Source organism: Faecalimonas umbilicata (assembly GCF_042846195.1).
GTDB classification, from domain to species: domain Bacteria; phylum Bacillota; class Clostridia; order Lachnospirales; family Lachnospiraceae; genus Faecalimonas; species Faecalimonas umbilicata.
Genome location: NZ_AP031411.1, coordinates 1,610,906 through 1,632,603, shown reverse-complemented (window position 1 = coordinate 1,632,603; position 21,698 = coordinate 1,610,906). Strand labels below are relative to the sequence as shown.

The 21,698-nt window shown below is 41.3% G+C and carries 18 protein-coding genes; 16 read left to right on the top strand and 2 right to left on the bottom strand.

What is annotated here, in order from left to right:
- Positions 1-20: 20 nt before the first annotated feature.
- On the bottom strand, positions 21-1,283 hold the full coding sequence (locus ACGG81_RS07765; RefSeq protein ID WP_390107695.1) for a helix-turn-helix transcriptional regulator: 1,263 nt from the start codon (positions 1,281-1,283) through the stop codon (positions 21-23).
- A 247-nt stretch (positions 1,284-1,530) separates the two neighbouring features.
- On the opposite strand from ACGG81_RS07765, the gene ACGG81_RS07760 reads away from it, so the two are divergent.
- The 7 genes from ACGG81_RS07760 (at position 1,531) to ACGG81_RS07730 (ending at position 11,165) form a co-directional block, all read left to right on the top strand.
- Entirely contained in the window at positions 1,531-2,931 is a 1,401-nt protein-coding gene (locus ACGG81_RS07760) for an MFS transporter (RefSeq protein ID WP_009261959.1), read from the top strand.
- Positions 2,932-3,050: 119 nt separating this feature from the next.
- Positions 3,051-4,091 (top strand): mannonate dehydratase, encoded by a 1,041-nt coding sequence (gene uxuA / locus ACGG81_RS07755; protein WP_009261958.1) that lies wholly within the window; start codon positions 3,051-3,053, stop codon positions 4,089-4,091.
- Between the two features lie 35 nt (positions 4,092-4,126).
- Positions 4,127-4,972, top strand: coding sequence for an SDR family oxidoreductase (locus ACGG81_RS07750; RefSeq protein WP_008975409.1), 846 nt, complete (start codon positions 4,127-4,129; stop codon positions 4,970-4,972).
- Positions 4,973-5,136: 164 nt separating this feature from the next.
- Positions 5,137-6,537 carry a glucuronate isomerase gene (uxaC, locus tag ACGG81_RS07745; protein ID WP_009261957.1) on the top strand — a complete coding sequence of 467 codons (1,401 nt, stop codon included), beginning with the start codon at positions 5,137-5,139 and terminating at the stop codon, positions 6,535-6,537.
- Positions 6,538-6,546: 9 nt separating this feature from the next.
- Complete coding sequence (locus ACGG81_RS07740) at positions 6,547-7,398, top strand: HAD hydrolase-like protein (RefSeq protein ID WP_270196095.1); 852 nt, start codon at positions 6,547-6,549, stop codon at positions 7,396-7,398.
- Positions 7,399-7,427: 29 nt separating this feature from the next.
- The gene (locus ACGG81_RS07735; protein WP_390107691.1) at positions 7,428-9,695 is read left to right on the top strand and encodes a glycoside hydrolase family 2 TIM barrel-domain containing protein; all 2,268 of its coding nucleotides are present in this window, start codon (positions 7,428-7,430) and stop codon (positions 9,693-9,695) included.
- 255 nt (positions 9,696-9,950) lie between these two features.
- Entirely contained in the window at positions 9,951-11,165 is a 1,215-nt protein-coding gene (locus ACGG81_RS07730) for an NADP-dependent isocitrate dehydrogenase (RefSeq protein ID WP_009261953.1), read from the top strand.
- A 136-nt stretch (positions 11,166-11,301) separates the two neighbouring features.
- Here the strand turns inward: ACGG81_RS07730 and ACGG81_RS07725 are convergent, their stop codons facing one another.
- Positions 11,302-13,218 carry an ABC-F family ATP-binding cassette domain-containing protein gene (locus ACGG81_RS07725; RefSeq protein ID WP_117577239.1) on the bottom strand — a complete coding sequence of 639 codons (1,917 nt, stop codon included), beginning with the start codon at positions 13,216-13,218 and terminating at the stop codon, positions 11,302-11,304.
- A gap of 201 nt (positions 13,219-13,419) precedes the next feature.
- Here ACGG81_RS07725 and ACGG81_RS07720 point away from each other — a divergent pair, with 201 nt between their 5' ends.
- The 9 genes from ACGG81_RS07720 (at position 13,420) to ACGG81_RS07680 (ending at position 21,678) form a co-directional block, all read left to right on the top strand.
- Positions 13,420-14,067 (top strand): redox-sensing transcriptional repressor Rex, encoded by a 648-nt coding sequence (locus tag ACGG81_RS07720; RefSeq protein ID WP_008975417.1) that lies wholly within the window; start codon positions 13,420-13,422, stop codon positions 14,065-14,067.
- A gap of 6 nt (positions 14,068-14,073) precedes the next feature.
- Positions 14,074-14,436, top strand: coding sequence for a holo-ACP synthase (gene acpS / locus ACGG81_RS07715; protein ID WP_009261951.1), 363 nt, complete (start codon positions 14,074-14,076; stop codon positions 14,434-14,436).
- A gap of 1 nt (position 14,437) precedes the next feature.
- Positions 14,438-15,955: an NAD(P)H-hydrate dehydratase gene (locus tag ACGG81_RS07710; protein ID WP_390107686.1), complete on the top strand. Its 1,518-nt coding sequence runs from the start codon at positions 14,438-14,440 to the stop codon at positions 15,953-15,955.
- A gap of 34 nt (positions 15,956-15,989) precedes the next feature.
- Positions 15,990-17,156: an alanine racemase gene (alr, locus tag ACGG81_RS07705; RefSeq protein ID WP_016440569.1), complete on the top strand. Its 1,167-nt coding sequence runs from the start codon at positions 15,990-15,992 to the stop codon at positions 17,154-17,156.
- Between the two features lie 79 nt (positions 17,157-17,235).
- Complete coding sequence (locus ACGG81_RS07700) at positions 17,236-17,583, top strand: type II toxin-antitoxin system PemK/MazF family toxin (protein ID WP_120091228.1); 348 nt, start codon at positions 17,236-17,238, stop codon at positions 17,581-17,583.
- 14 nt (positions 17,584-17,597) lie between these two features.
- On the top strand, positions 17,598-18,446 hold the full coding sequence (locus ACGG81_RS07695; RefSeq protein ID WP_009261948.1) for a hemolysin family protein: 849 nt from the start codon (positions 17,598-17,600) through the stop codon (positions 18,444-18,446).
- Positions 18,447-18,492: 46 nt separating this feature from the next.
- Positions 18,493-19,224 (top strand): YebC/PmpR family DNA-binding transcriptional regulator, encoded by a 732-nt coding sequence (locus tag ACGG81_RS07690; RefSeq protein ID WP_009261947.1) that lies wholly within the window; start codon positions 18,493-18,495, stop codon positions 19,222-19,224.
- Positions 19,225-19,492: 268 nt separating this feature from the next.
- Positions 19,493-20,776 (top strand): O-acetylhomoserine aminocarboxypropyltransferase/cysteine synthase family protein, encoded by a 1,284-nt coding sequence (locus ACGG81_RS07685; protein ID WP_009261946.1) that lies wholly within the window; start codon positions 19,493-19,495, stop codon positions 20,774-20,776.
- A gap of 212 nt (positions 20,777-20,988) precedes the next feature.
- Positions 20,989-21,678 (top strand): ClpP family protease, encoded by a 690-nt coding sequence (locus ACGG81_RS07680; protein ID WP_009261945.1) that lies wholly within the window; start codon positions 20,989-20,991, stop codon positions 21,676-21,678.
- Positions 21,679-21,698: the final 20 nt, after the last annotated feature.

Genomic DNA, 21,698 nt, shown 5'->3' with positions numbered 1-21,698 from the left:
GAAAAATTCCCGCTCCATTGTTATATTAAAATCTGTGTGATAGATGAAGGTTGATTATCATAAGGTGTGGTCCGCTTGATATTTTTCTTATAGCAGCTTGGGGTTACACCAACCGCCTTTTTGAACAGTTTGGTAAAATAATTGACATCATTCATTCCTACATTCCATGCCACATCCTGAATTTGCAGATCGGTGGTATTTAATAATTTCACTGCAATGTGTATTCTTTGCTGGTTGATAAATTCTGTCAATGTAATTTCAAGTTCCTTTTTGAAAATGGTTGACAGGTAGTTTGGATTTACATTCAGCACTTCTGCAATTGATTTTAATGAGAGTGGATGATGCAAATTAAAATGGATATAATTTAATGCTTTGCGAATGACGGGGCTATAATTCATCATGGACTGATTTTGAACAAGCAGACAATATCTCCGGATCATATCGAGCATCAAGGCATTTAAATTTTCAACAGAAGAAGAGTCTTCAATTTGTAAGGCATAAGATGTCGAAATTTCATTTAAATAGATAGGATGGACAAAACTCTTTTCAGCTGCTTTTCGGCACAGCGTATTTAAGATTACAAGTCGATTCTTAGCATCACGCAGAAGATCTTTTGTCCGATTCTCAAAGCGAGTGCAGCTAAATGCGTGAAAAGACTTTAGTGCATTTCTCCGGTCTCCTCTGGAAATCGCTTCTAGAAGTTCGTTCTCCATCCGGTAACGTTCTTCCATGACATCCATGGAAAGATAGAGTTCCGGCGTGGAAGAAGATTCGTAGCTTACGTCATTTGTTCCCCAGTTTTCAGTGATGAAATGGACAAGGTAAGATTCTGGGCCGCCGTATAGATAACTGCCTATTGTGTTGAGTGTGGCGATCATCGTTCGCATTTCCAACTGTGGAATTGTGTCATAGTAAGTACGGAGCGAATCACGCATATTTTCGGAAAGCTGATTTTTCTGAAGAATTTCCGAAAGAAAGGTATCGTCCGCAGTTCGGGTGAGAAATGGGCCTACATAATAATAACTGTTGGCAATCTCAGGGTGCTTAAAAATGATATAATGTGAATAAAAATTATCTTCCATGAAATAAATAGAATTATCAAATGTTACATTTGGTGCTCCGTAGAGTAGAGTCTGGTAGTCAAAATCGCTCCAAATCTTTCTGCGCAGTCCGAAGTCAATCTGCTCCAAAGATTCAAATGGAGGTATCAGGACGGCAGAGTGCACTTTGAGTGTAGCGTACAAAAGGTCTGTGAGGAATGCAAAAATATTCGGTTGTTTCATACTCATCTCCTTAAAATTATTCTATATAATAATAAAATACATGAAAATAGTACGAAAATCAATGAGAATTCTACTCTCGCTCAAAAAAAATATGTGTTAAAGTAATAACAAGGTCAGGACAGACCGAATGCTAAAAGTCTTTTTGCCCATCCGACAGTTACACAGGTGTATACCAAAATCTGCTTGTTGCTGGGAGAGGAACAAAAAGCAAAACATGCCGAAAGAAAAAGATTTTAGGAGGATGACAATGGCAAGTTCAACAAACAACAATCAACCTTTCGGAATCAAAGATAAAATCGCTTACATGTGTGGAGACTTTGGTAACGATTTCTTCTTTATTCTGATTAGTCAATTTTTAATGGTGTTCTACACAAGCGTGTTGGGAATCAACGCAGGTGTGGTAGGAACTTTGTTTTTAGTAGCGCGTTTTGTTGATGCGTTCACAGATATTGGAATGGGACGAATTGTAGATAGTTCCAAACCTGGAAAGGAAGGAAGATACCGTCCATGGATCAGAAGAATGCGTATTCCAGTAATCCTTGCGGGAGTACTTGTATTTATTCCATGGGTAGCAAACCTTCCGTATGCACTGAAGATTGTCTATATTTTTGTAACTTACATTTTATGGGGAAGCTTCTGTTACACAGCAATCAATATCCCATATGGTTCTATGGCTTCCGCAATCTCTACTGATCCGGTAGAACGTGCACAGCTTTCTACATTCAGAAGCGTGGGTGCAGCACTTGCAGGAGTTATCGTTGGATTCGTAGCGCCGATGATCGTATACGTAAAAGATGAGGCGGGAAATCAGGTATTAGTTGGGGAGCGTATGTTTATTCTCTCACTTATTTTCGCTGTATGTGCATTCATCTGCTACACAATCTGTTACAAATGGTCTACAGAGCGTGTTGTGACAGAGACAAAAACAGTAGAAAAGAAGGCTTCTGCAAAAGACCTTGTAAAAGGACTTGTTGGAAACCGTGCACTCGTATCTATCATTGTTGCGGCAATCGTATTACTTCTTGCAATGCTTCTTGCACAGTCTATGAACGTATATCTGTATCAGGATTACTTCAAAAATACAAAGGCAATGTCAATTGCAAGTTTATTAGGTACTGCATGTACATTGATTTTAGCTCCATTTTCTGGTAAAATTACTAAGAGATTTGGAAAGAAAGAAGCATCTAGTGTGGCATTACTTTTTGCATCTGCAGTATATGTATTCTTATTTGTTGCAAAGATTAAAAATCCATGGGTATTCTGCGGAATCATTTTATTAGGAAACCTTGGAAGCGGTCTTTTTAACTTGATGATCTGGGCATTTATCACAGACATCATTGATTACCAGACTGTGATGACAGGTTCTGAAGATGGTGGTACTGTTTATGGCGTTTACTCTTTTGCAAGAAAGCTTGGACAGGCTCTTGCAGGAGGACTTGGCGGATATGCGCTTGCACTGATCGGATATCAGTCAGGTGCAGGTATTGACCAGACAGAAGCTGTAAAGAACTCTATCTATGCGGTGGCAACAGGTGTTCCGGCAATCGGATATCTTATCATTGCATTGATCTTGATTTTCTGGTATCCTCTTTCTAAGAAGAAACTGGAAGAAATCAGAGAAGAATTAGATAAAAGAGCAGCAAAATAATTTGCGCTAGATACATCCGGCAGTCAGCAATATGGCTGCCTGTCGGTACGAGAAGAGATATTTTGCGTTCCTTATAACGCATAATAAAATATATAAATGAAACGAAAGGAGAAATGTGTATGAAAATGACATTTCGCTGGTATGGACCAGACGATCCGGTAACTCTGGACAATATTCGTCAGATTCCGGGAATGACAGGTGTCGTGACAGCTGTTTACAGTGTTCCTGTCGGAGAAGTATGGCCGGAAGAAGAAATTCTGAAATTGAAAGCTCAGGTAGAAGCTAAAGGACTTGAGATGGAAGTGATTGAAAGTGTTCCGGTTCACGAGGATATCAAGTTGAGAAGAGGAAACTATCAACAGTATATCGAGAACTATAAAGAGAACATCAGACGTCTTGCAAAAGCAGGCGTGAAGTGCATTTGTTACAACTTCATGCCAGTATTTGACTGGACAAGATCACAGCTTGACAGAGAACTTCCGGATGGATCTAACGCACTTGTATACTACAAAGAGCATGTGGCACAGATGGATCCGACAAAATTGGCTCTTCCGGGATGGGATTCTTCCTACTCAACAGAAGAGATGGCAGAGCTGATCCAGGCGTACAAAGATCTTGGTGAAGAAGGACTGTGGGAGAACCTGGCTTATTTCATCAACGAGATCATGCCTACAGCAATCGAATTTGATGTCAACATGGGAATTCATCCGGATGATCCACCGTGGTCTATTTTTGGAATTCCGAGAATCATTACATGCGAGGAGAACATTGATCGTTTCTTAAGTCTCTACGATGATAAACATCACGGACTGACACTTTGCAGCGGAAGTCTTGGATGTGCGACATTTAACAACTACGCAGAGATGGTAAAAAAATATGCGGCAATGGGACGGATTCACTTCGCTCATGTAAGAAATGTTAAGATTCTGGAGGACGGATCCTTTGAGGAGAGTGCGCACTATTCTCCGTGTGGATCATTAGATATCGTTGAAATATTAAAAGCATATCACGATGCTGGATTTGAAGGATATTTAAGACCGGATCACGGAAGAATGATCTGGGGAGAGACTGGAAAACCGGGATATGGACTGTATGACAGAGCATTAGGTGCAATGTATATGACAGGAATCTGGGAAACCCTTGATAAATTAGACAAATAGTTCGAAAAAATAAAAAGATTGGAGCGTGGAAAAATATGAAACTTCCATTTCAAATTGATCTGAAAGATAAAGTAGTAGTTGTAACAGGAGCCGGCGGTGTACTTTGTTCTATGTTCGCAGCAGCTGTTGCTGAGACAGGAGCGAAAGTTGCGCTTCTTGACCTGAACGAAGAAGCAGCAAAAGCAAATGCTGAAGCAATCGTCAAAGACGGAGGAATCGCAAAAGGATATGCATGTAATGTACTTCAGAGAGAAAGCATCGAAGCAGCAAGAGATGCGATCCTTGCAGATTTCGGAACATGTGACATCCTGATCAACGGAGCAGGAGGAAACAATCCGAGAGCAACAACAGACAATGAATTCTTCCACAAAGAAGATTTAAATCAGATGAAGACATTCTTTGATCTTGATGTTTCTGGAGTAGAATTCGTATTTAACTTAAACTACCTTGGCACACTGCTTCCAACACAGGTATTTGCTCAGGACATGATGGACAAAAAAGGTGCGAGCATCATCAACATTTCCAGCATGAATGCATTTACACCACTGACAAAGATTCCTGCATACAGCGGAGCAAAGGCTGCTATTTCTAACTTTACACAGTGGCTTGCAGTACACTTCTCAAAAGTTGGAATTCGTTGCAACGCAATCGCACCAGGATTCTTCGTTTCAAAACAGAATGAAAAATTATTATTTAACGATGACGGAACACCGACAGCACGTACAGAGAAGATTTTAAGAAACACACCTATGGATCGTTTTGGTAAATCAGAAGAGTTGATCGGTACTTTATTATACTTAATGTGCGAAGATGCTTCCAGCTTCGTAAATGGTGTAGTAATTCCGGTAGACGGAGGGTTCTCTGCTTACTCAGGCGTATAATAGTAATCAGATAGAAAAGACACATTGCCAATGCAGAAGAACATGCAGAGTCTGTTTTTCTGCATTGGCGTTCTTTATCATAGAAAAAGTGAAATGACAGATGCTTTGGCAAGCATACAATCTTCCAGAGCGCACAAAAAAGATAGGATAAGGAGAAAATAAAAATGAAAAAATTTATGGATAAAGATTTCCTCTTAGAGACAGAGACAGCAAAAGTATTATATCATGACCATGCGGCAAAAATGCCGATCTGTGATTTCCATAACCACTTAAATGTACAGGAAATTTATGAAGATAAAGTGTTTAACGACATCGGAGAAATCTGGCTTGGGGGAGATCACTACAAGTGGCGTGCACTTAGGACAAACGGAATCCAGGAAGAGTATGTGACAGGAAAGGAAGTTTCTTTCCAGGAAAAATTCAGCAAATGGGCTGAAACAATTCCATATACATTCGGGAATCCACTGTATCACTGGACACATCTGGAATTGCAGCGTTATTTTGGAATTGAAGAGCCGTTAAGCCCGAAGACAGAGAAAGAGATTTACGAAAAGTGTAACCAAATGCTCAATACAAAAGAATTCTCTGTTCGAAATCTTCTCCGCATGATGAATATCACAGTACTTTGCTCGACAGATGATCCGGCAGACGATCTGAGATACCACAAAGCATTAAAAGAAGATGGATTTGAAATTCAGGTACTTCCGACATTCCGTCCGGACAAAGCGCTTGGAATCGATAAAGCTGATTTTGCAGAATATATTGCAAAACTTTCAGAAGTTGTAGGATATGAGATCGATTCCATCGAAACATTAAAGAAAGCACTGGAAGAGAGAATTAACTACTTTGCAGAAGTTGGATGCCGTGTCAGCGACCATGGATTAGATGAAAATCTCTACATCAAAGCATCTGAAGAAGAAGTAGATGCAATCTTTAAAAAAGCATTGGCAGGGGAGAAACTGACAGCAGAAGAGATCAAGAAATTTAAAGGAAACGTTCTTGTATTTTTAGGAAGCCATTATCACAAGAGAAATTGGACAATGCAGCTTCACATTGGAGCAGTTCGTAACAACTCTACAAGAATGTTTGAAAAGTTAGGACCGGATGCAGGATTTGACTCTATCGATGATATCTGCTATGCAAAAGAATTAAGCGCACTTTTAAATGCAATGGATTACAATGCAGAACTTCCAAAGACAATCCTTTACTGCCTGAATGCAAAAGATAATGAGATGCTTGCAAGTATGGCTGGAAACTTCCAGGATGGTTCCTGCAAAGGAAAAGTACAGTTTGGTGCTGCATGGTGGTTCCTTGATCAGAAACGCGGTATGGAAGCACAGTTAGACGTATTGAGCCAGATTGGTCTCCTGTCTGCATTTGTTGGAATGCTTACAGACTCAAGAAGTTTCCTTTCTTTCCCAAGACACGAATACTTCCGCCGTATCCTCTGCAACTACATCGGAAATCTTGTTGAGAATGGAGAATATCCGGCAGATATGGAATTCCTCGGACAAATGGTAGAAAATATTTGTTACAATAACGCAATGGAGTATTTCGGATTTTAGGAGGCATAGATGTCAACGATATTTGATTCTTTTGAAAGAAAACATGACTTTTTAATCTGCGTCGATTCAGACGGATGCGCAATGGATACAATGGATATCAAGCATTTTCGCTGTTTTGGCCCATGTATGATCGAAGTCTGGGGACTCCATGCTCACGAACAAGAGCTTCTTGCACGTTGGAATGAAATAAATCTTTATACAATGACAAGAGGGATCAATCGGTTCAAAGGACTTGCGATCGCATTGAAAGAGGCAGAGGAAACCTACGATGATGTGCAGATTGATGATCTGGAGACATTTCTTCGTTGGACAGAAATAACAAAAGAACTTTCAAACCGTGCGATTGAGGACGTGCTTGCTCAGAAAGAGAGCAAGTCACTTCGGATGGCGCTGGAGTGGTCAGAGCGGGTTAATGTGGCAATTAAAAATCTTCCGGAAGAGGAAAATCTTCCATTTGAAGGTGCGAAAGCAGGACTTGCAGCTGCTCATGCTGCAGCAGATGTAGCGATTGTGTCTTCTGCAAATGCAGGAGCAGTCAGAGAAGAGTGGACAAGGCATAACCTGATTGAGCATACGGACATTATGCTGGCGCAGGATGCAGGAACAAAAGCTTACTGTATCGGTCAGCTTTTACAGAAAGGGTATGAAAAAGACCATGTACTGATGATTGGTGATGCACCGGGAGACCAGAAAGCGGCGGAGGACAACGGAGTGCTGTACTATCCGATTCTGGTGAAAAAGGAAAAAAGTTCCTGGGAGCGGTTTCTGTCAGAGGGACTGGAAAAATTCCTTTCAGGAACATATTCAGGAAAATACCAAGAAGAAAGAATTAAGGAGTTTCAGAAGAATCTTTCCGAATAAGTCATTTGAAAGAAAAAGGAGGAAGCAACGTGAGAGAAATTATTAATATCAATGAAGGATGGTATTTCAGTAAAGAGCAGAAAGAACTGCCAACCGCGTGCGAAGAAAGTTGGGAAGTAGTCGATCTTCCACATACATGGAACCAGTATGACGGGCAAGATGGGGGTTCGGACTACTATCGTGGAGCCTGCTGGTATGTAAAGGAATTAGGGCCATATACAGTGAAGCCGCATAGCCGCATTTACCTGGAATTCCAGGCAGCAGCAAATGTATGCGCGGCTTATGTAAATGGAAAGAAAGTGTGCAGTCATGAAGGTGGATTCAGCATTTTCCGTGCGGATATCACGGAGCAATTAGATGAAAACGGAGAAAATCTGATCGCCGTATGCGTGGACAATGCACCGAAATCAAATGTTTATCCGCAGATGGCAGACTTTACATTTTATGGAGGTCTGTACAGAGATGTGAATCTCGTGATTGTAAATGAATCTCACTTTGACCTGGATTATTATGGAGCGCCGGGTATCAAAGTTTCCTCTAAAATCCAAGGAGAGAATGCGCTTGTAGATATTCATTCTTATGTGACAAATCCTTTGGAAGGTGACCGTGTAGAGTTTGAGATTTATGATGAAGATGGAGAGACAAAAGTATTTGCAGTTCGTCCGGCGACACAGGAGACACAGGTAGCTGTAGAGCTTCTTGATGCACATCTGTGGCAGGGAGTCGAAGATCCATATCTTTATACCGTTTCTGCGAGACTGGTACGACACAATGAAGTACTGGATGAAATTGAAACGAGAATAGGTATTCGTGAATATACAGTGGATCCGCAAAAAGGATTTTTCTTAAACGGAAAAAGTATGCCGCTTCGCGGAGTATCCAGACATCAGGATAGATATGATCTTGGAAATGCATTGACATTTGAGGAGCATTACGAAGATATTCTGTTGATCAAAGAAGTGGGAGCAAATACTATCCGCCTTGCACATTATCAGCACAGCCAGGATTTTTATGATCTTTGCGACGAAGCAGGATTTATTATTTGGGCAGAGATTCCGTTTATTTCAGCGATGAACGCAGATCCGGATGCCCACGAAAATTGCAGAAGCCAGATGAGAGAGTTGATTTTCCAGAATTTTAATCATCCATCCATCTGTTTTTGGGGTATCTCAAATGAGATTACGATTGGAGGAGAAGTGCCGGGACTGGTAGAAAATCTGAAAGATCTACATGCGCTTGTCCATGAACTGGATGATACAAGGATGACAACGATGGCTCAAGTGTCCAACCTTCCGATGGAAAATGAGCAAAATGACATTACCGATGTGGTAAGTTATAACCATTATTTCGGATGGTATGGCGGAAAGCTGGAAGATAATGAGGCATGGCTGGATGCGTTCCATGAGATGCACCCAGAAAGACCGATCGGAATTTCTGAATATGGATGCGAAGGAATTACAACATATCATAATGATAATCCAAAAGGCGGAGATTACAGCGAAGAATTTCAGGCAGTGTACCATGAGCATATGGCGAAAATCATTGAGGAACGTCCGTGGCTTTGGGCAACACATGTATGGAATATGTTTGATTTTGGATGTGATGCAAGAAATGAAGGTGGTGTCAAAGGACGTAACAACAAAGGTCTTATGACAATTGATCGTCTGATCCGCAAAGATGCATTTTACCTGTATAAGGCATATTGGACAGAGGAAGAATTTGTTCATATTTGCAGCAAGCGCTATGCACAGCGTACAACAGACACTGTGACAATCAAAGTTTACACGAATTGTCCGGAAGTTACACTTTCTATCGGCGGAAGGGTAATTGAGAAACAGGCAGGAAATAAAGTGTTTACATTTGAAAATGTACCGTTACAGGAAGGGTTTACAACAATTGTGGCAAAAGCCGGAAATTGTACGGATACAATCACTCTGGAAAAGGTTGCAGAGGCAAATCCATCTTATATTTTTGAAGAAAGCGAAGATGATAAAGTAGCAGGTGTAACAAACTGGTTTGACAATGTAGATTTATCAGTAGTACGTCCGATGGAATTTAAAGAAGGATATTTTTCTTTGAAAGATCTTGTGAAAGATATTTTAAAGAATACAGAGGCATGCCAGGTTCTGTTAAATGGTCTCAGCAGTACGATGGGAATTAATATTAAGAAATCGATGCTTGAAGTTATGGGAGACCGTCCGGCAATGGATATGGGTGCAAACAGTGGAGATGAAAAGAAGATGGCTGTAATGGCATATATCAATACGGAACTTCAGAAAATCAAAAAAGAAGACTAACGATTGTTTTTGTGAAATTATATTGAAAACATAGACAAAACAGGGGTGTTCCTATGAACATCCTTGTTTTTTGCCTATAAAAGTATTTTTAAGATACTATGAAACAAAAATCTTCTAACAAAAGGAAAAAGAGCAAATAATTATTGACATAATCTGTATTAAAATGTAAAATATTTAGAATAATTTGAAATTCAAAAAGATATTCAGAATATTTCTCAAGTGTTTTGGATGGAGCTGTGGAAGGAGGAACTTACTATGGAGAAAATTCAGATGACGACACCGCTTGTGGAGATGGATGGCGATGAGATGACGAGGATTTTGTGGCAGATGATCAAAGAGCATTTGATTTTGCCTTATGTGGATTTGAAGACAGAATATTATGACCTGGGGTTGGAATACCGTAATGAAACGGAGGACAGGGTTACAGTAGAGTCTGCAAATGCAACAAAAAAATATGGGGTTGCCGTAAAGTGTGCGACGATTACACCGAATGCTGCCAGAATGGAAGAGTACAATCTGAAAGAGATGTGGAAAAGTCCAAATGGGACAATCCGAGCTATGTTAGATGGAACGGTATTTCGTCAGCCGATTGTTGTAAAAGGAATTGAGCCGTGTGTTCGGAACTGGAAGAAACCGATCACACTGGCGAGACATGCCTATGGAGATGTGTACAAAGGTGTGGAGATGAAGATTCCGGGGGCTGGAAAGGCAGAACTTGTCTATACTGGAGAAGATGGCACTGAAATGCGAGAGCTGATCCACGATTTTTCGGGACCGGGTATTATACAGGGAATGCATAACACTGACGAGTCAATCACAAGCTTTGCGAGAAGTTGCATGAACTATGCGCTGGATACAAAGCAGGATCTCTGGTTTGCTACAAAAGATACCATTTCAAAAAAATATGATCATACGTTCAAAGACATTTTTCAGGAAATTTATGATACAGAATATCAGGAAAAATTTCAGGAAGCAGGTATTACATATTTCTACACGTTGATTGATGATGCTGTGGCACGTGTGATGAAATCGGAAGGAGGATTTATCTGGGCATGCAAAAATTATGATGGTGATGTGATGAGTGACATGGTATCTTCCGCATTTGGATCTCTTGCCATGATGACTTCCGTGCTGGTATCTCCGGATGGTTACTATGAGTATGAGGCGGCACATGGGACAGTACAGCGCCACTACTATAAACACCTAAAAGGAGAAGAAACTTCTACAAACTCGGTAGCTACTATCTTTGCATGGACAGGTGCGTTGAAAAAGAGAGGAGAACTGGATGGCAATAAAGAACTGACAGCATTTGCAGAAAAGCTGGAGCAGGCGACGCTCGATACGATCGAGTCTGGAAAGATGACGAAGGATCTTGCGATGATCACATCGATTCCGAATCCAGTCGTGCTGAATAGCGAAGCGTTTATTAAAGAAATCGCGGAGAAACTTTCTCAATACAGTGAGAAATAGAGAAGTAGATACAGTTTTATAAAAAATGGAACGATTGCAAGAAAAAGGTATGTTGCAATCGTTCCGTTTGTCTGTTTATGAATCGTTTCCGAAAGAGCGGAGTGTAAGCATGATGGATGGCACACCAGACGACTATTTATTCCGCGAGGGATTCCCATTGTTCATAAAGATCCCATAGTTTTGTGTCAATTTCGGCTTTTTCATTTGTGATGTCCATTAGCTTTTTTGAGTTCATTGCATACTCTGGTTTTGCAAGCTCTTCATCGAGTTTAGCGGAAGCCTCTTCCAGTTTTTGAATTTTCTCTTCTAATTTTTTAAGATCATTCTGCCGTTTCCGCTCTTTTGCCTGAAGTTCCTTTTGCGCCTGCCAGTCTAATTTCGATTCAGATGCTGTTTCTTCAGAGGAAGCATCTGTTTGCGCAGCAGATTCGGTGTAGGCGGCAGTAAGCTCTTCCTTTTTTTCTAGATAATAATCATAGTTTCCGATGTAGTTCACAAAACTTTGGTTAACGAGATCCAGAATCCTTGTGGCAGTTTGGTTGATGAAATAACGGTCATGCGAAACATACAGAACCGTTCCAGTGTAGTTGTTAAGCGCTTGTTCTAAGATTTCTTTTGAGGCAATATCCAAGTGGTTTGTCGGCTCGTCAAGAATCAAAAAATTAGCTTCCGACAACATCAGCTTCGCGAGAGACACCCGTCCTCTTTCCCCACCACTGAGATCGCCGATCCGTTTAAAGACATCCTCTCCCGTAAAGAGAAATGCGGCAAGAGTGTTACGGATCTCGGTATTTGTCAGTGACGGATAGTCGTCAGAAATCTCTTCGAAAATAGTCTTTTCCATGTGCAGAACATGATGTTCCTGATCATAATAACCGATATGGACATTGGAACCAAGTGTAAAGGTTCCGTGATCTGCAGGAATCACTTCGTTTAAAATTTTTAGTAAGGTTGTCTTGCCGGTTCCATTATCCCCGATGACCGCAACATGCTCTCCACGCTTGATTTCAAAGTTGATATTTTGAAAGAGCGTGTGTGTGCCAAAAGATTTTCCTAACCCTTCTACACGAAGAACATCATTTCCGCTGACGACGGTCGGTTCTAAATGAAGCTTCAATTCGGCATGATGTTCCAATGGCTTTTCAATCCGATCCATTTTCTCAAGCATTTTTTCGCGGCTTTCTGCACGGCGGATCGATTTTTCGCGATTGAAAGAACGAAGTTTTCGAATTACTTCTTCTTGATGGCGGATTTCCTGTTGTTGATTCAGATATTCTTTTAACTTCGCTTCCCGGATCAGTTTCTTTTTCTCGGCAAATTCAGAATAATTGCCGTTGAACATCATAATCTCGCCAAATTCAATTTCAATGACTTTTGTTACAACGCGGTTGATGAAATAGCGGTCGTGGGAGACTAAAAGTACGGCACCTGGATAATTTGAGAGGTAAGTCTCAAGCCATGCGATAGAATTCAGATCTAAGTGGTTCGTAGGCTCATCAAGAAGTAAAATATCAGGTTTGGTAAGAAGCAGTTTTCCTAGAGCTACTCGGGTTTTTTGACCTCCGGAGAGGTTGTCCACACATTTGTCAAACTCTGTCTCTGCAAATCCAAGACCTTTTAATACGCCGATAATCTCGCTTTTGTAGGCATATCCATCTGCCCGCTCAAAGGCTGCACTTAATTTGTGATAGGTATGCAAAAGCTGCTCAAGTCCTTCCCCGCTTTTTTTCTGCATTTCTTCTTCTAAGCGGCGAAGTTGTGTCTCCATCTGAATCAGGTCGGCTTTTGCGCTTTCTACTTCCTGATAGATCGTGTTGCCGGACAATAGCGCTTGATGCTGCGCAAGATATCCGATGGTCTTCCCTTTGGCAAGGATGATTTCTCCATCATCAGCGGGAATCTCTCGCATGATCATTTTTAAGATGGTTGATTTCCCGGCACCATTTAAACCAACTAACGCCGCTTTTTCGTGTTCTTCTATATGAAAAGAGCCATTTTTGACAATCACTTGCTCCAAAAAGGCTTTTTTTAGATTATGGCATGCTAAAACCATGTTGTTTCCTCCTAAATCAATTGTTGAGTTGTTATTTCCATGCTGAAAAAATGTGACCATTTCCCCAGAATCTTCCTTTACTCTCTTTTCAATTATAGCGGATATCAAAGAAAATACAACTAAAAAGAAATGAAAAGTTTGACTTTACTAGAACAATTTTATATAATAAGATGTAATAAACAATGGGGATGGTGAACATTTGTGACAGAAAGACAGATTTCTCAGGCGGTCATCAGACGTTTGCCAAGATACTATCGGTATTTAGGCGAACTTCTGGAAAATGGAGTGGAACGCATTTCCTCAAATGACCTGAGCAAGAAAATGAAAGTGACCGCTTCCCAGATTCGTCAAGATCTGAATAATTTTGGTGGATTTGGCCAGCAGGGCTATGGATACAACGTGAAATATTTATACACAGAGATTGGTAAGATCTTAGGGCTCGATAAGACACATAATATTGTGATCATCGGTGCAGGAAATCTCGGACAGGCGCTTGCAAATTATGCGGCATTTGAAAGAAGCGGGTTTTTGCTGAAAGGAATTTTTGATATTAATCCAACATTAAAAGGAATGACGATTCGCGATGTTCCGATTCGAATGATGGAAGAACTTCCGGAGTTTGTACAAAACAATGACATTGAGATTGCAGCACTTACGATTCCGAAGACGAAAGCAGTGGAAGTGGCAGAACTTCTTGTAGACAACGGAGTAAGGGCGATTTGGAACTTTGCACATACTGATCTAAATCTTCCAAAGAATGTTATTGTGGAAAATGTACATCTTTCAGAAAGCTTAATGCGTTTATCTTACAATGTAAATCGCTATAATTACTTTAATGCAAAGGAATAAGAAACGATGATCATTGGAGTTGGAACCGATATGATAGAAATAGAACGTGTAAGGAAAGCGTGTGGAAAGCAGGCTTTTTTTACGCGTTGTTTTTCCGTGCGGGAACAGGAGATGATTCGCGGGCAGATGGACAAAGCAGCAGGCAATTTTGCAGTCAAAGAGGCTGTGGCGAAAGTATTTGGAACCGGATTTTCAGGATTTCGTCCTGGAGATATCGAGGTATTGCGGGATGAGAGAGGCAAACCTTATGTGAATCTTTTGCGAGGGGCAAAGGAGGCGGCAGTATCTGCCGGTATTGTAAAAATACATGTTTCCATTACGAATACTGATTGTTATGCTGTTGCATTTGCAGTGGGAGAGGGGGAATAATATGAGATATCTGCCGACTGGAGCGCAGATGAAACAGGGAGACCAAAAGACGATCACAGAGATGGGCATGCCGTCGATGGTTCTGATGGAGCGGGCGGCACTTTCTGTTGTGGAGATGATGGAGTCTGAGCAACTAGATTTAAAAAAGGTGCTCGTTGTCTGTGGTTCCGGAAATAATGGAGGAGATGGTTTTGCTGTCGCAAGACTTTTGCATCTAAAAGGATATGCTGTGGATGTCTGGTTTGTCGGGAAGGAATCTTCTATGACAGAGGAGACAAGGCTTCAGAAACAGATCGCGGTCCACTATGGAGTACCTGTAAAAGAACGGGTAGGAGAAGATTGTTATACGGTGATCGTGGATGCAATTTTTGGAATTGGATTATCAAGACAGGTTTCCGGGACATATTATAATGTGATTGAAAACTTAAATCAGATGGATGCCATAAAAGTCGCTGTAGACATTCCATCGGGACTTTCGGCAGATACCGGAGATGTACTGGGAATTGCATTCGCAGCAGATTTTACAGTCACATTTGCATTTCAAAAGATTGGGATGTTGTTTGGTATGGCGCGCAAGCTTGTCGGAAAGCTTGTGACGGCCTCCATTGGAATTGAACCTTCTGTATATGATGAGAGGGGAGATGTGTGCTATACTTACGATAGGACGGATTTGAAAAATCTGCTTCCTGCGCGTGATCCGGATGCTCACAAGGGTAACTACGGGAAAGTGCTTTTGATCGTGGGAAGTCCGGGAATGGCAGGTGCTGCTTACTTTAGTGCAAAGGCGGCATATCTGACAGGTGCCGGACTTGTACAGATTTATACAGCAAAAGAGAATCAGTCGAACTTGCAGCAACTGCTTCCGGAGGCGATCATTACCACATATGAAAGGTATGAGGAAGAAAAGCTAAAGGAACTGCTGGAATGGGCGGATGTTGTTGGAATCGGTTCAGGACTTTCGATGAGTGAGACCGCACAGCACCTTCTTTCAACTACCGTTCGCTGTGTAAAAAAGCCGTGCATGATCGATGCGGATGGATTGAACATTTTGTCAAAAGACAGGGCACTTTTTGAGAAATTGACACCGGATTGTATATTGACTCCCCACATGAAAGAAATGGCAGGGCTATGCGGGCATTCCGTGAAGGAATTAAAAGAAGAACGTTTTCGGTATTTTCAGGAATTTCTCGGATCGATTCCGTCTGTCTGTGTGATGAAAGATGCACGAACACTTGTAGGAAGAGATGGACGGCCAGTATATGTGAATACTTCCGGCAATCAGTCGATGGCAAAAGGGGGAGCCGGTGATGTCCTTGGCGGCATGATCACGGGGTTACTTGCACAGAAAATAGAGCCGTATGAAGCGGGAACACTCGGGGTGTTTTTGCATGGTTTGGCGGGAGATGCTGCACAGAAGAAAAAAGGCAGTTATAGTGTTCTGGCAAGTGATATTCTTGATGGGATTGCAGAAGTGCTGACCGCGGAAAGCACAGAGATGATTTTGCGTGAAAAGTGTTAAAAGAACAGAATAAAAAGTAGTAAGGGGCAGATAAATGAAAACTTATAGCAGAGTGTATGCAAAGATAGATCTAGATGCAGTAGCATGGAATATGGAACAGATGAAAAAAAATCTCAAAGAAGGAACTGAGATGGTTGCTGTGATCAAAACAGACGGATATGGGCATGGAGCTGTGCAGGTTGCATCGATGCTGGAATCATATGATTATGTGTGGGGATATGCCGTGGCAACATTAGATGAGGCGGTTGTGCTCCGTGCGGCAGAGATTCAAAAGCCGATTTTGGTGTTGGGATGTATTTTCCCAGATCAATATTGGGAGATGTTGAAATATGAAATCCGTATGAATGTTTATACAAAAGAGATGGCAGAGGCGATTTCAGCTCTGGCGGTCGAAAAAGGGGAGCAGGCATATGTACATATCAAACTGGATACCGGGATGGCGAGACTTGGATTTTCTGCCGAAGAAAGCAGTATTGAAGAAATCAAGGAGATTGCAGAACTTCCGAATTTAGTGCTGGAGGGAGTTTTTACCCATTTCGCTAAAGCGGACGAAGAAGATAAGACGTTTACAATGATGCAATTGGAAAAGTTTGAGTGGATGACACAGAGACTGGAAGAAGAAGGGGTTATTTTCCCGTATGTTCATGCGTCAAACAGTGCAGGAATTATAGATGTTCGCAGGGCTGATTATAATCTGGTACGCGCCGGGATCGCAATTTATGGGCTCTATCCTTCGGAGGAAGTCGATAAGGAAAAGGTACAGTTAAAACCGGCATTGTCTTTGAAAAGCCATATTGCATTTGTAAAAGACATCCCGGCAGGGACGCCGGTAAGCTATGGTGGTGATTTTGTGTCAGAGCATCAGATGCGGATTGCGACCATTCCGATCGGATATGGTGATGGGTATCCGAGAAGCCTTTCGGATACCGGATACGTGTTGATTCGCGGTAAAAAAGCTCCAATTATCGGAAGAATCTGCATGGATCAGTTCATGGTGGACGTATCAGATATCCCAGAGGTGAAATTTGGGGATAAGGTGACGTTGATCGGAAGAGATCAGGAGGAGTATCTTCCGGTGGAAAAGTTAAGCGAGTTATCTGGCAGGTTTAATTATGAGTTTGTCTGTGATCTTGGGAAGCGGATCCCGCGTGTCTATGTGCAGGATGGGAAGGTTGAAGAACAGGTAGATTATTTTGCTTAAATAAAATAAAGCTCTAAAGAATACATCCGAGAAAAGAGGAAATACTTTTTGCATCTTGAAGAATCGGAGTGTGAATAGAGTGGTTGTAAAACGAGGGGATATTTTTTATGCAGATTTAAGTCCAGTTGTCGGATCGGAACAGGGAGGTATCAGACCAGTATTGATCATACAGAATGATATTGGGAACAAACATAGTCCAACAGTCATCTGTGCCGCCATCACATCGAAGATGAATAAGGCGAAACTGCCAACGCATATTGAGATTGATGCAAAAAAATGCAGGCTGGTAAAGAATTCAGTCGTACTGTTAGAGCAGATCCGTACAATCGACAAACAGAGGCTCAGGGAGCAGGTTTGTCATCTAGATCAAGAACTAATGAAAAAAATTAATGAAGCACTGAAAATCAGTCTGGAGCTTCATACATAGTAAAGGAGTAGACGATGGAAGAAGAGAGGCGTCTGTGGAAAAATTTGAAGCAGATAGTATCTGGAGAGAGTCCGGAGAGCAAAGAAGAAGTGCAGGAAGCGGTTGAATATGTGGTAGAAGAGTGCGGCAGTCAGGGATACCTTGAAGAAAACGAAGTGCGAATGATCAAGAATGTGCTGCAGTACAGTGGGAAAAATGCTCGTGATATCATGACGCATCGAAAGGATATTGTAGCGGTGGATGGCAGTGAGACGTTGGAACATGCTTTGCAGTTCATGCTGGATGAGCGGTTTACGAGATTTCCGGTTTATGAGGAGAATATAGATGATATTATCGGTACGATCCATCTTAGAGATGCGATGAAATATTATTTAAACAAAGAGCTTCGCCCGGTCAAAGTAAAAGAATTAAAAGATTGTCTTCGTGAGGTCAGTTTTATCCCGGAAACAAAAGGACTGTCCCGTTTGTTCAAACAGATGAACACAGAAAAGAATCATTTATTTATTGTGCTGGATGAGTATGGACAGACAGCGGGGATTGTAGCGATGGAAGATATCATTGAGGAAATCGTCGGGAACATTTTTGACGAATATGATGAAGAAGAAACATTGTACTTCCGGCAGGAAAATGGAACCTATCTTGTTAAGGGAAAAGTAGCATTGGATGATCTGGAGGAGATTTTAGGAATCGAGATTGAAGATGAAGAAAATGAGACGTTGAATGGCTTTTTGATTTCGAAACTTGAACGGATTCCAGCTGAACATGAGACGTGCGAGGTACGATATGATGTTTACTGTTTTAGAATTCTTCGCGTAGACAATAATATGATCGAGTTGGTTGAAGTTGAAAAGATAGAAGATTAGTGATAGAATATAGCAGTGAAATACAAAATAGAAAGAGGTTAGAGTAATGTCAGGACATTCAAAATTTGCGAATATTAAGCATAAAAAGGAAAAAAATGATGCTGCAAAAGGAAAAATCTTTACAAAGATCGGAAGAGAACTTGCAGTAGCAGTAAAAGAAGGAGGCGGACCGGATCCGGCAAATAACAGTCGTCTGCGAGATGTAATTGCAAAAGCAAAAGCAAACAATATGCCAAATGACAACATCGACCGCAGTATTAAGAAAGCGGCGGGCGAAGGATCTGCTGACAATTACGAACACATTACGTATGAGGGATATGGACCAAATGGAACAGCGATCATTGTGAAAGCGCTGACAGATAATAAGAACCGTACTGCATCCAATGTCCGCAACGCCTTCACAAAAGGTAGTGGAAATGTTGGGACTCCAGGATGCGTTTCTTTCATGTTTGATGAGAAAGGACAGATCATTATTGCAAAAGAAGATTGCGATATGGATTCCGACGAATTGATGATGCTTGCTTTAGATGCAGGAGCAGAAGATTTTGTGGAAGAGGAAGACAGCTACGAAGTGTTGACAGTACCGGAAGATTTCAGTGAAGTTCGTCTGAAATTGGAAGAAGCAGGAATTCCGATGGCAAATGCAGAGGTGACCATGATTCCACAGACATGGGTAGAGTTGACAGATGAACAGGACCTGAAAAATATTCAGAAGACATTGGATCTGCTTGAGGAAGATGATGATGTCCAGGAAGTGTACCACAACTGGGATGAATAAGAAATTCAGTTTATAGTATAGCATGTAGTTATTTTGCAGCAAAAGGAGCTGTTTCTCTTAAAAGGATAAATGGCACAGTCAGATCGATCACCAACCAGGTGAAAGAGCGGCTGTGCCATTTTTGCATAAAATTTTCATAGTTAGATAAATTATTTTCAATTACAAATTAAAAAATATGAAAAAGATAGCTCTTGTGCAAATATTTTCTGAATGGTATACTAGATTCTAGTGAGAAAAAATCAGAATGAATACGCAGGAGGCAACGCAAATGAGCAATAATTACAGACCAGAGACAAAATGTATTCAATCAGGCTGGAAGCCGAAAAATGGAGAAGCCAGAGTGCTCCCGATCTACCAGAGTACAACATTTAAGTATGAGTCCAGTGAGCAGATGGGCAGACTTTTTGACCTGGAGGAGGCAGGATATTTTTATACAAGACTTCAGAATCCTACTAACGATGCCGTGGCAGCGAAAATCTGCGATCTGGAAGGAGGGGTTGCAGCAATGCTTACTTCCTCTGGACAAGCAGCAAATTTCTATGCGATCATGAATATTGCAGAAGCTGGAGATCACATTGTATGTGCGTCAGCACTTTATGGGGGAACCTATAATCTGTATGCCCATACATTGAAAAAAATGGGAATTGAAGCAACCTTTGTAGATCCGGATGCAGGAGAAGAGGAGTTACATGCTGCATTTCAGGAGAACACAAAAGCAGTATTTGGAGAGACCATATCTAATCCATCTCTTGTTGTTCTGGATATTGAGAAGTTTGCGAAGGCAGCTCATGCACATCAGGTTCCATTGATTGTTGATAATACTTTTGCGACTCCAGTGAACTGCCGTCCATTTGAGTGGGGAGCAGATATTGTAACACATTCTACTACAAAATATATGGATGGACATGCGACTTGTGTCGGAGGCTGTATTGTAGACAGTGGAAATTTTGAGTGGGATGCTGCAAAAGAAAAGTTCCCGGGATTGACAACTCCGGATGAAACTTATCATGGAGTGATTTATACAGAACGCTTTGGAAAACTGGCCTATATCCAGAAGGCGACAGCACAATTGATGAGGGATCTTGGATCGATTCAGTCTCCACAGAATGCATTTTTATTGAATATCGGACTGGAGACATTGTGTCTGAGGGTTGAGCGACATTGTGAAAATGCGCAGAAAGTTGCTGAGTATCTTGAGAGCCACGAAAAAGTGGCATGGGTGAACTATGCGGGGCTGGAAGGAAATAAGTACCATGAACTTGCGAAAAAGTATATGCCGAATGGTACATGTGGAGTAATTTCTTTTGGGCTGAAAGCGGGAAGAGACGGAGCGGTTGCGATGATGGATCATCTTCAGATGGCTGCGATTGTTACCCATGTTGCAGATGCGAGAACATCGGTACTCCATCCGGCAAGTCATACACATCGTCAGATGAATGAACAGGAACTGCTGGAAGCAGGGGTACAGCCAGATCTTATCCGCCTTAGTGTCGGAATCGAACATGTAGAAGACATTATTGCAGATTTGGAGCAAGCACTTGCCTATGTCTAATGGCAAGCTAAGAAACTCCGACCTGTTTTGATGAAATGGTACAGATGAAGAAATAAATAAAATACGTCTTGCAGAATACTGTTGTCCGATGGATGGGATACATTATTTTGTGAGACGTATTTTTATATGATCAAAGAGTTCTTTATGTTTTAGGAAAGTATGAAATATTATTTTCTGCACATACTAAAAAGAAAATATCAGGAGTGTGTGAAATGGGACAGGAAGAAAGAGATAATCATCAAGAAAAAGAGACGGAACAAATTAAAGAAATGGGAGCGCTTGAACTTGACAAAGACAGAGAAAAGCATCGTATCCAGCTTCTTACAATTATTGGAGAAATCGAAGGTCATGAAGCAGTATCGGGAAATACAAAAGCAACAAAATATGAACATCTACTTCCAAAGCTTGCGGAAATAGAAGATAATGAGGAAATTGATGGAGTGTTGATTCTTCTCAATACAATGGGCGGGGATGTGGAAGCAGGACTTGCAATTGCGGAGATGATAGCATCTCTTAGTAAGCCGACAGTTTCGCTTGTACTGGGAGGCAGTCATTCTATCGGTGGACCTCTCGCGGTGTCGGCAGACTACTCTTTTATTGTACCGAGTGGAACTATGATCGTGCATCCAGTGCGTTCGACCGGAATGTTTATTGGTGTCTTACAAAGCTATAAGAATATGGAGCGGACACAAGATCGTATTACACGGTTTCTCGCAGAACATTCCCGGATTTCTCAAGACCGTGTCGAAGAGTTGATGTTAGACTCGACACAGCTAGTAAAAGATGTGGGAACATTGCTGGAAGGAGAAGATGCCGTTCGGGAAGGACTGATCGATGCGGTTGGAGGCATTAGTGATGCATTAAAAAAATTGCAGGCAATGATTGAAGCGAACAAAAAATAGTGTTATAATAAACATAGTAT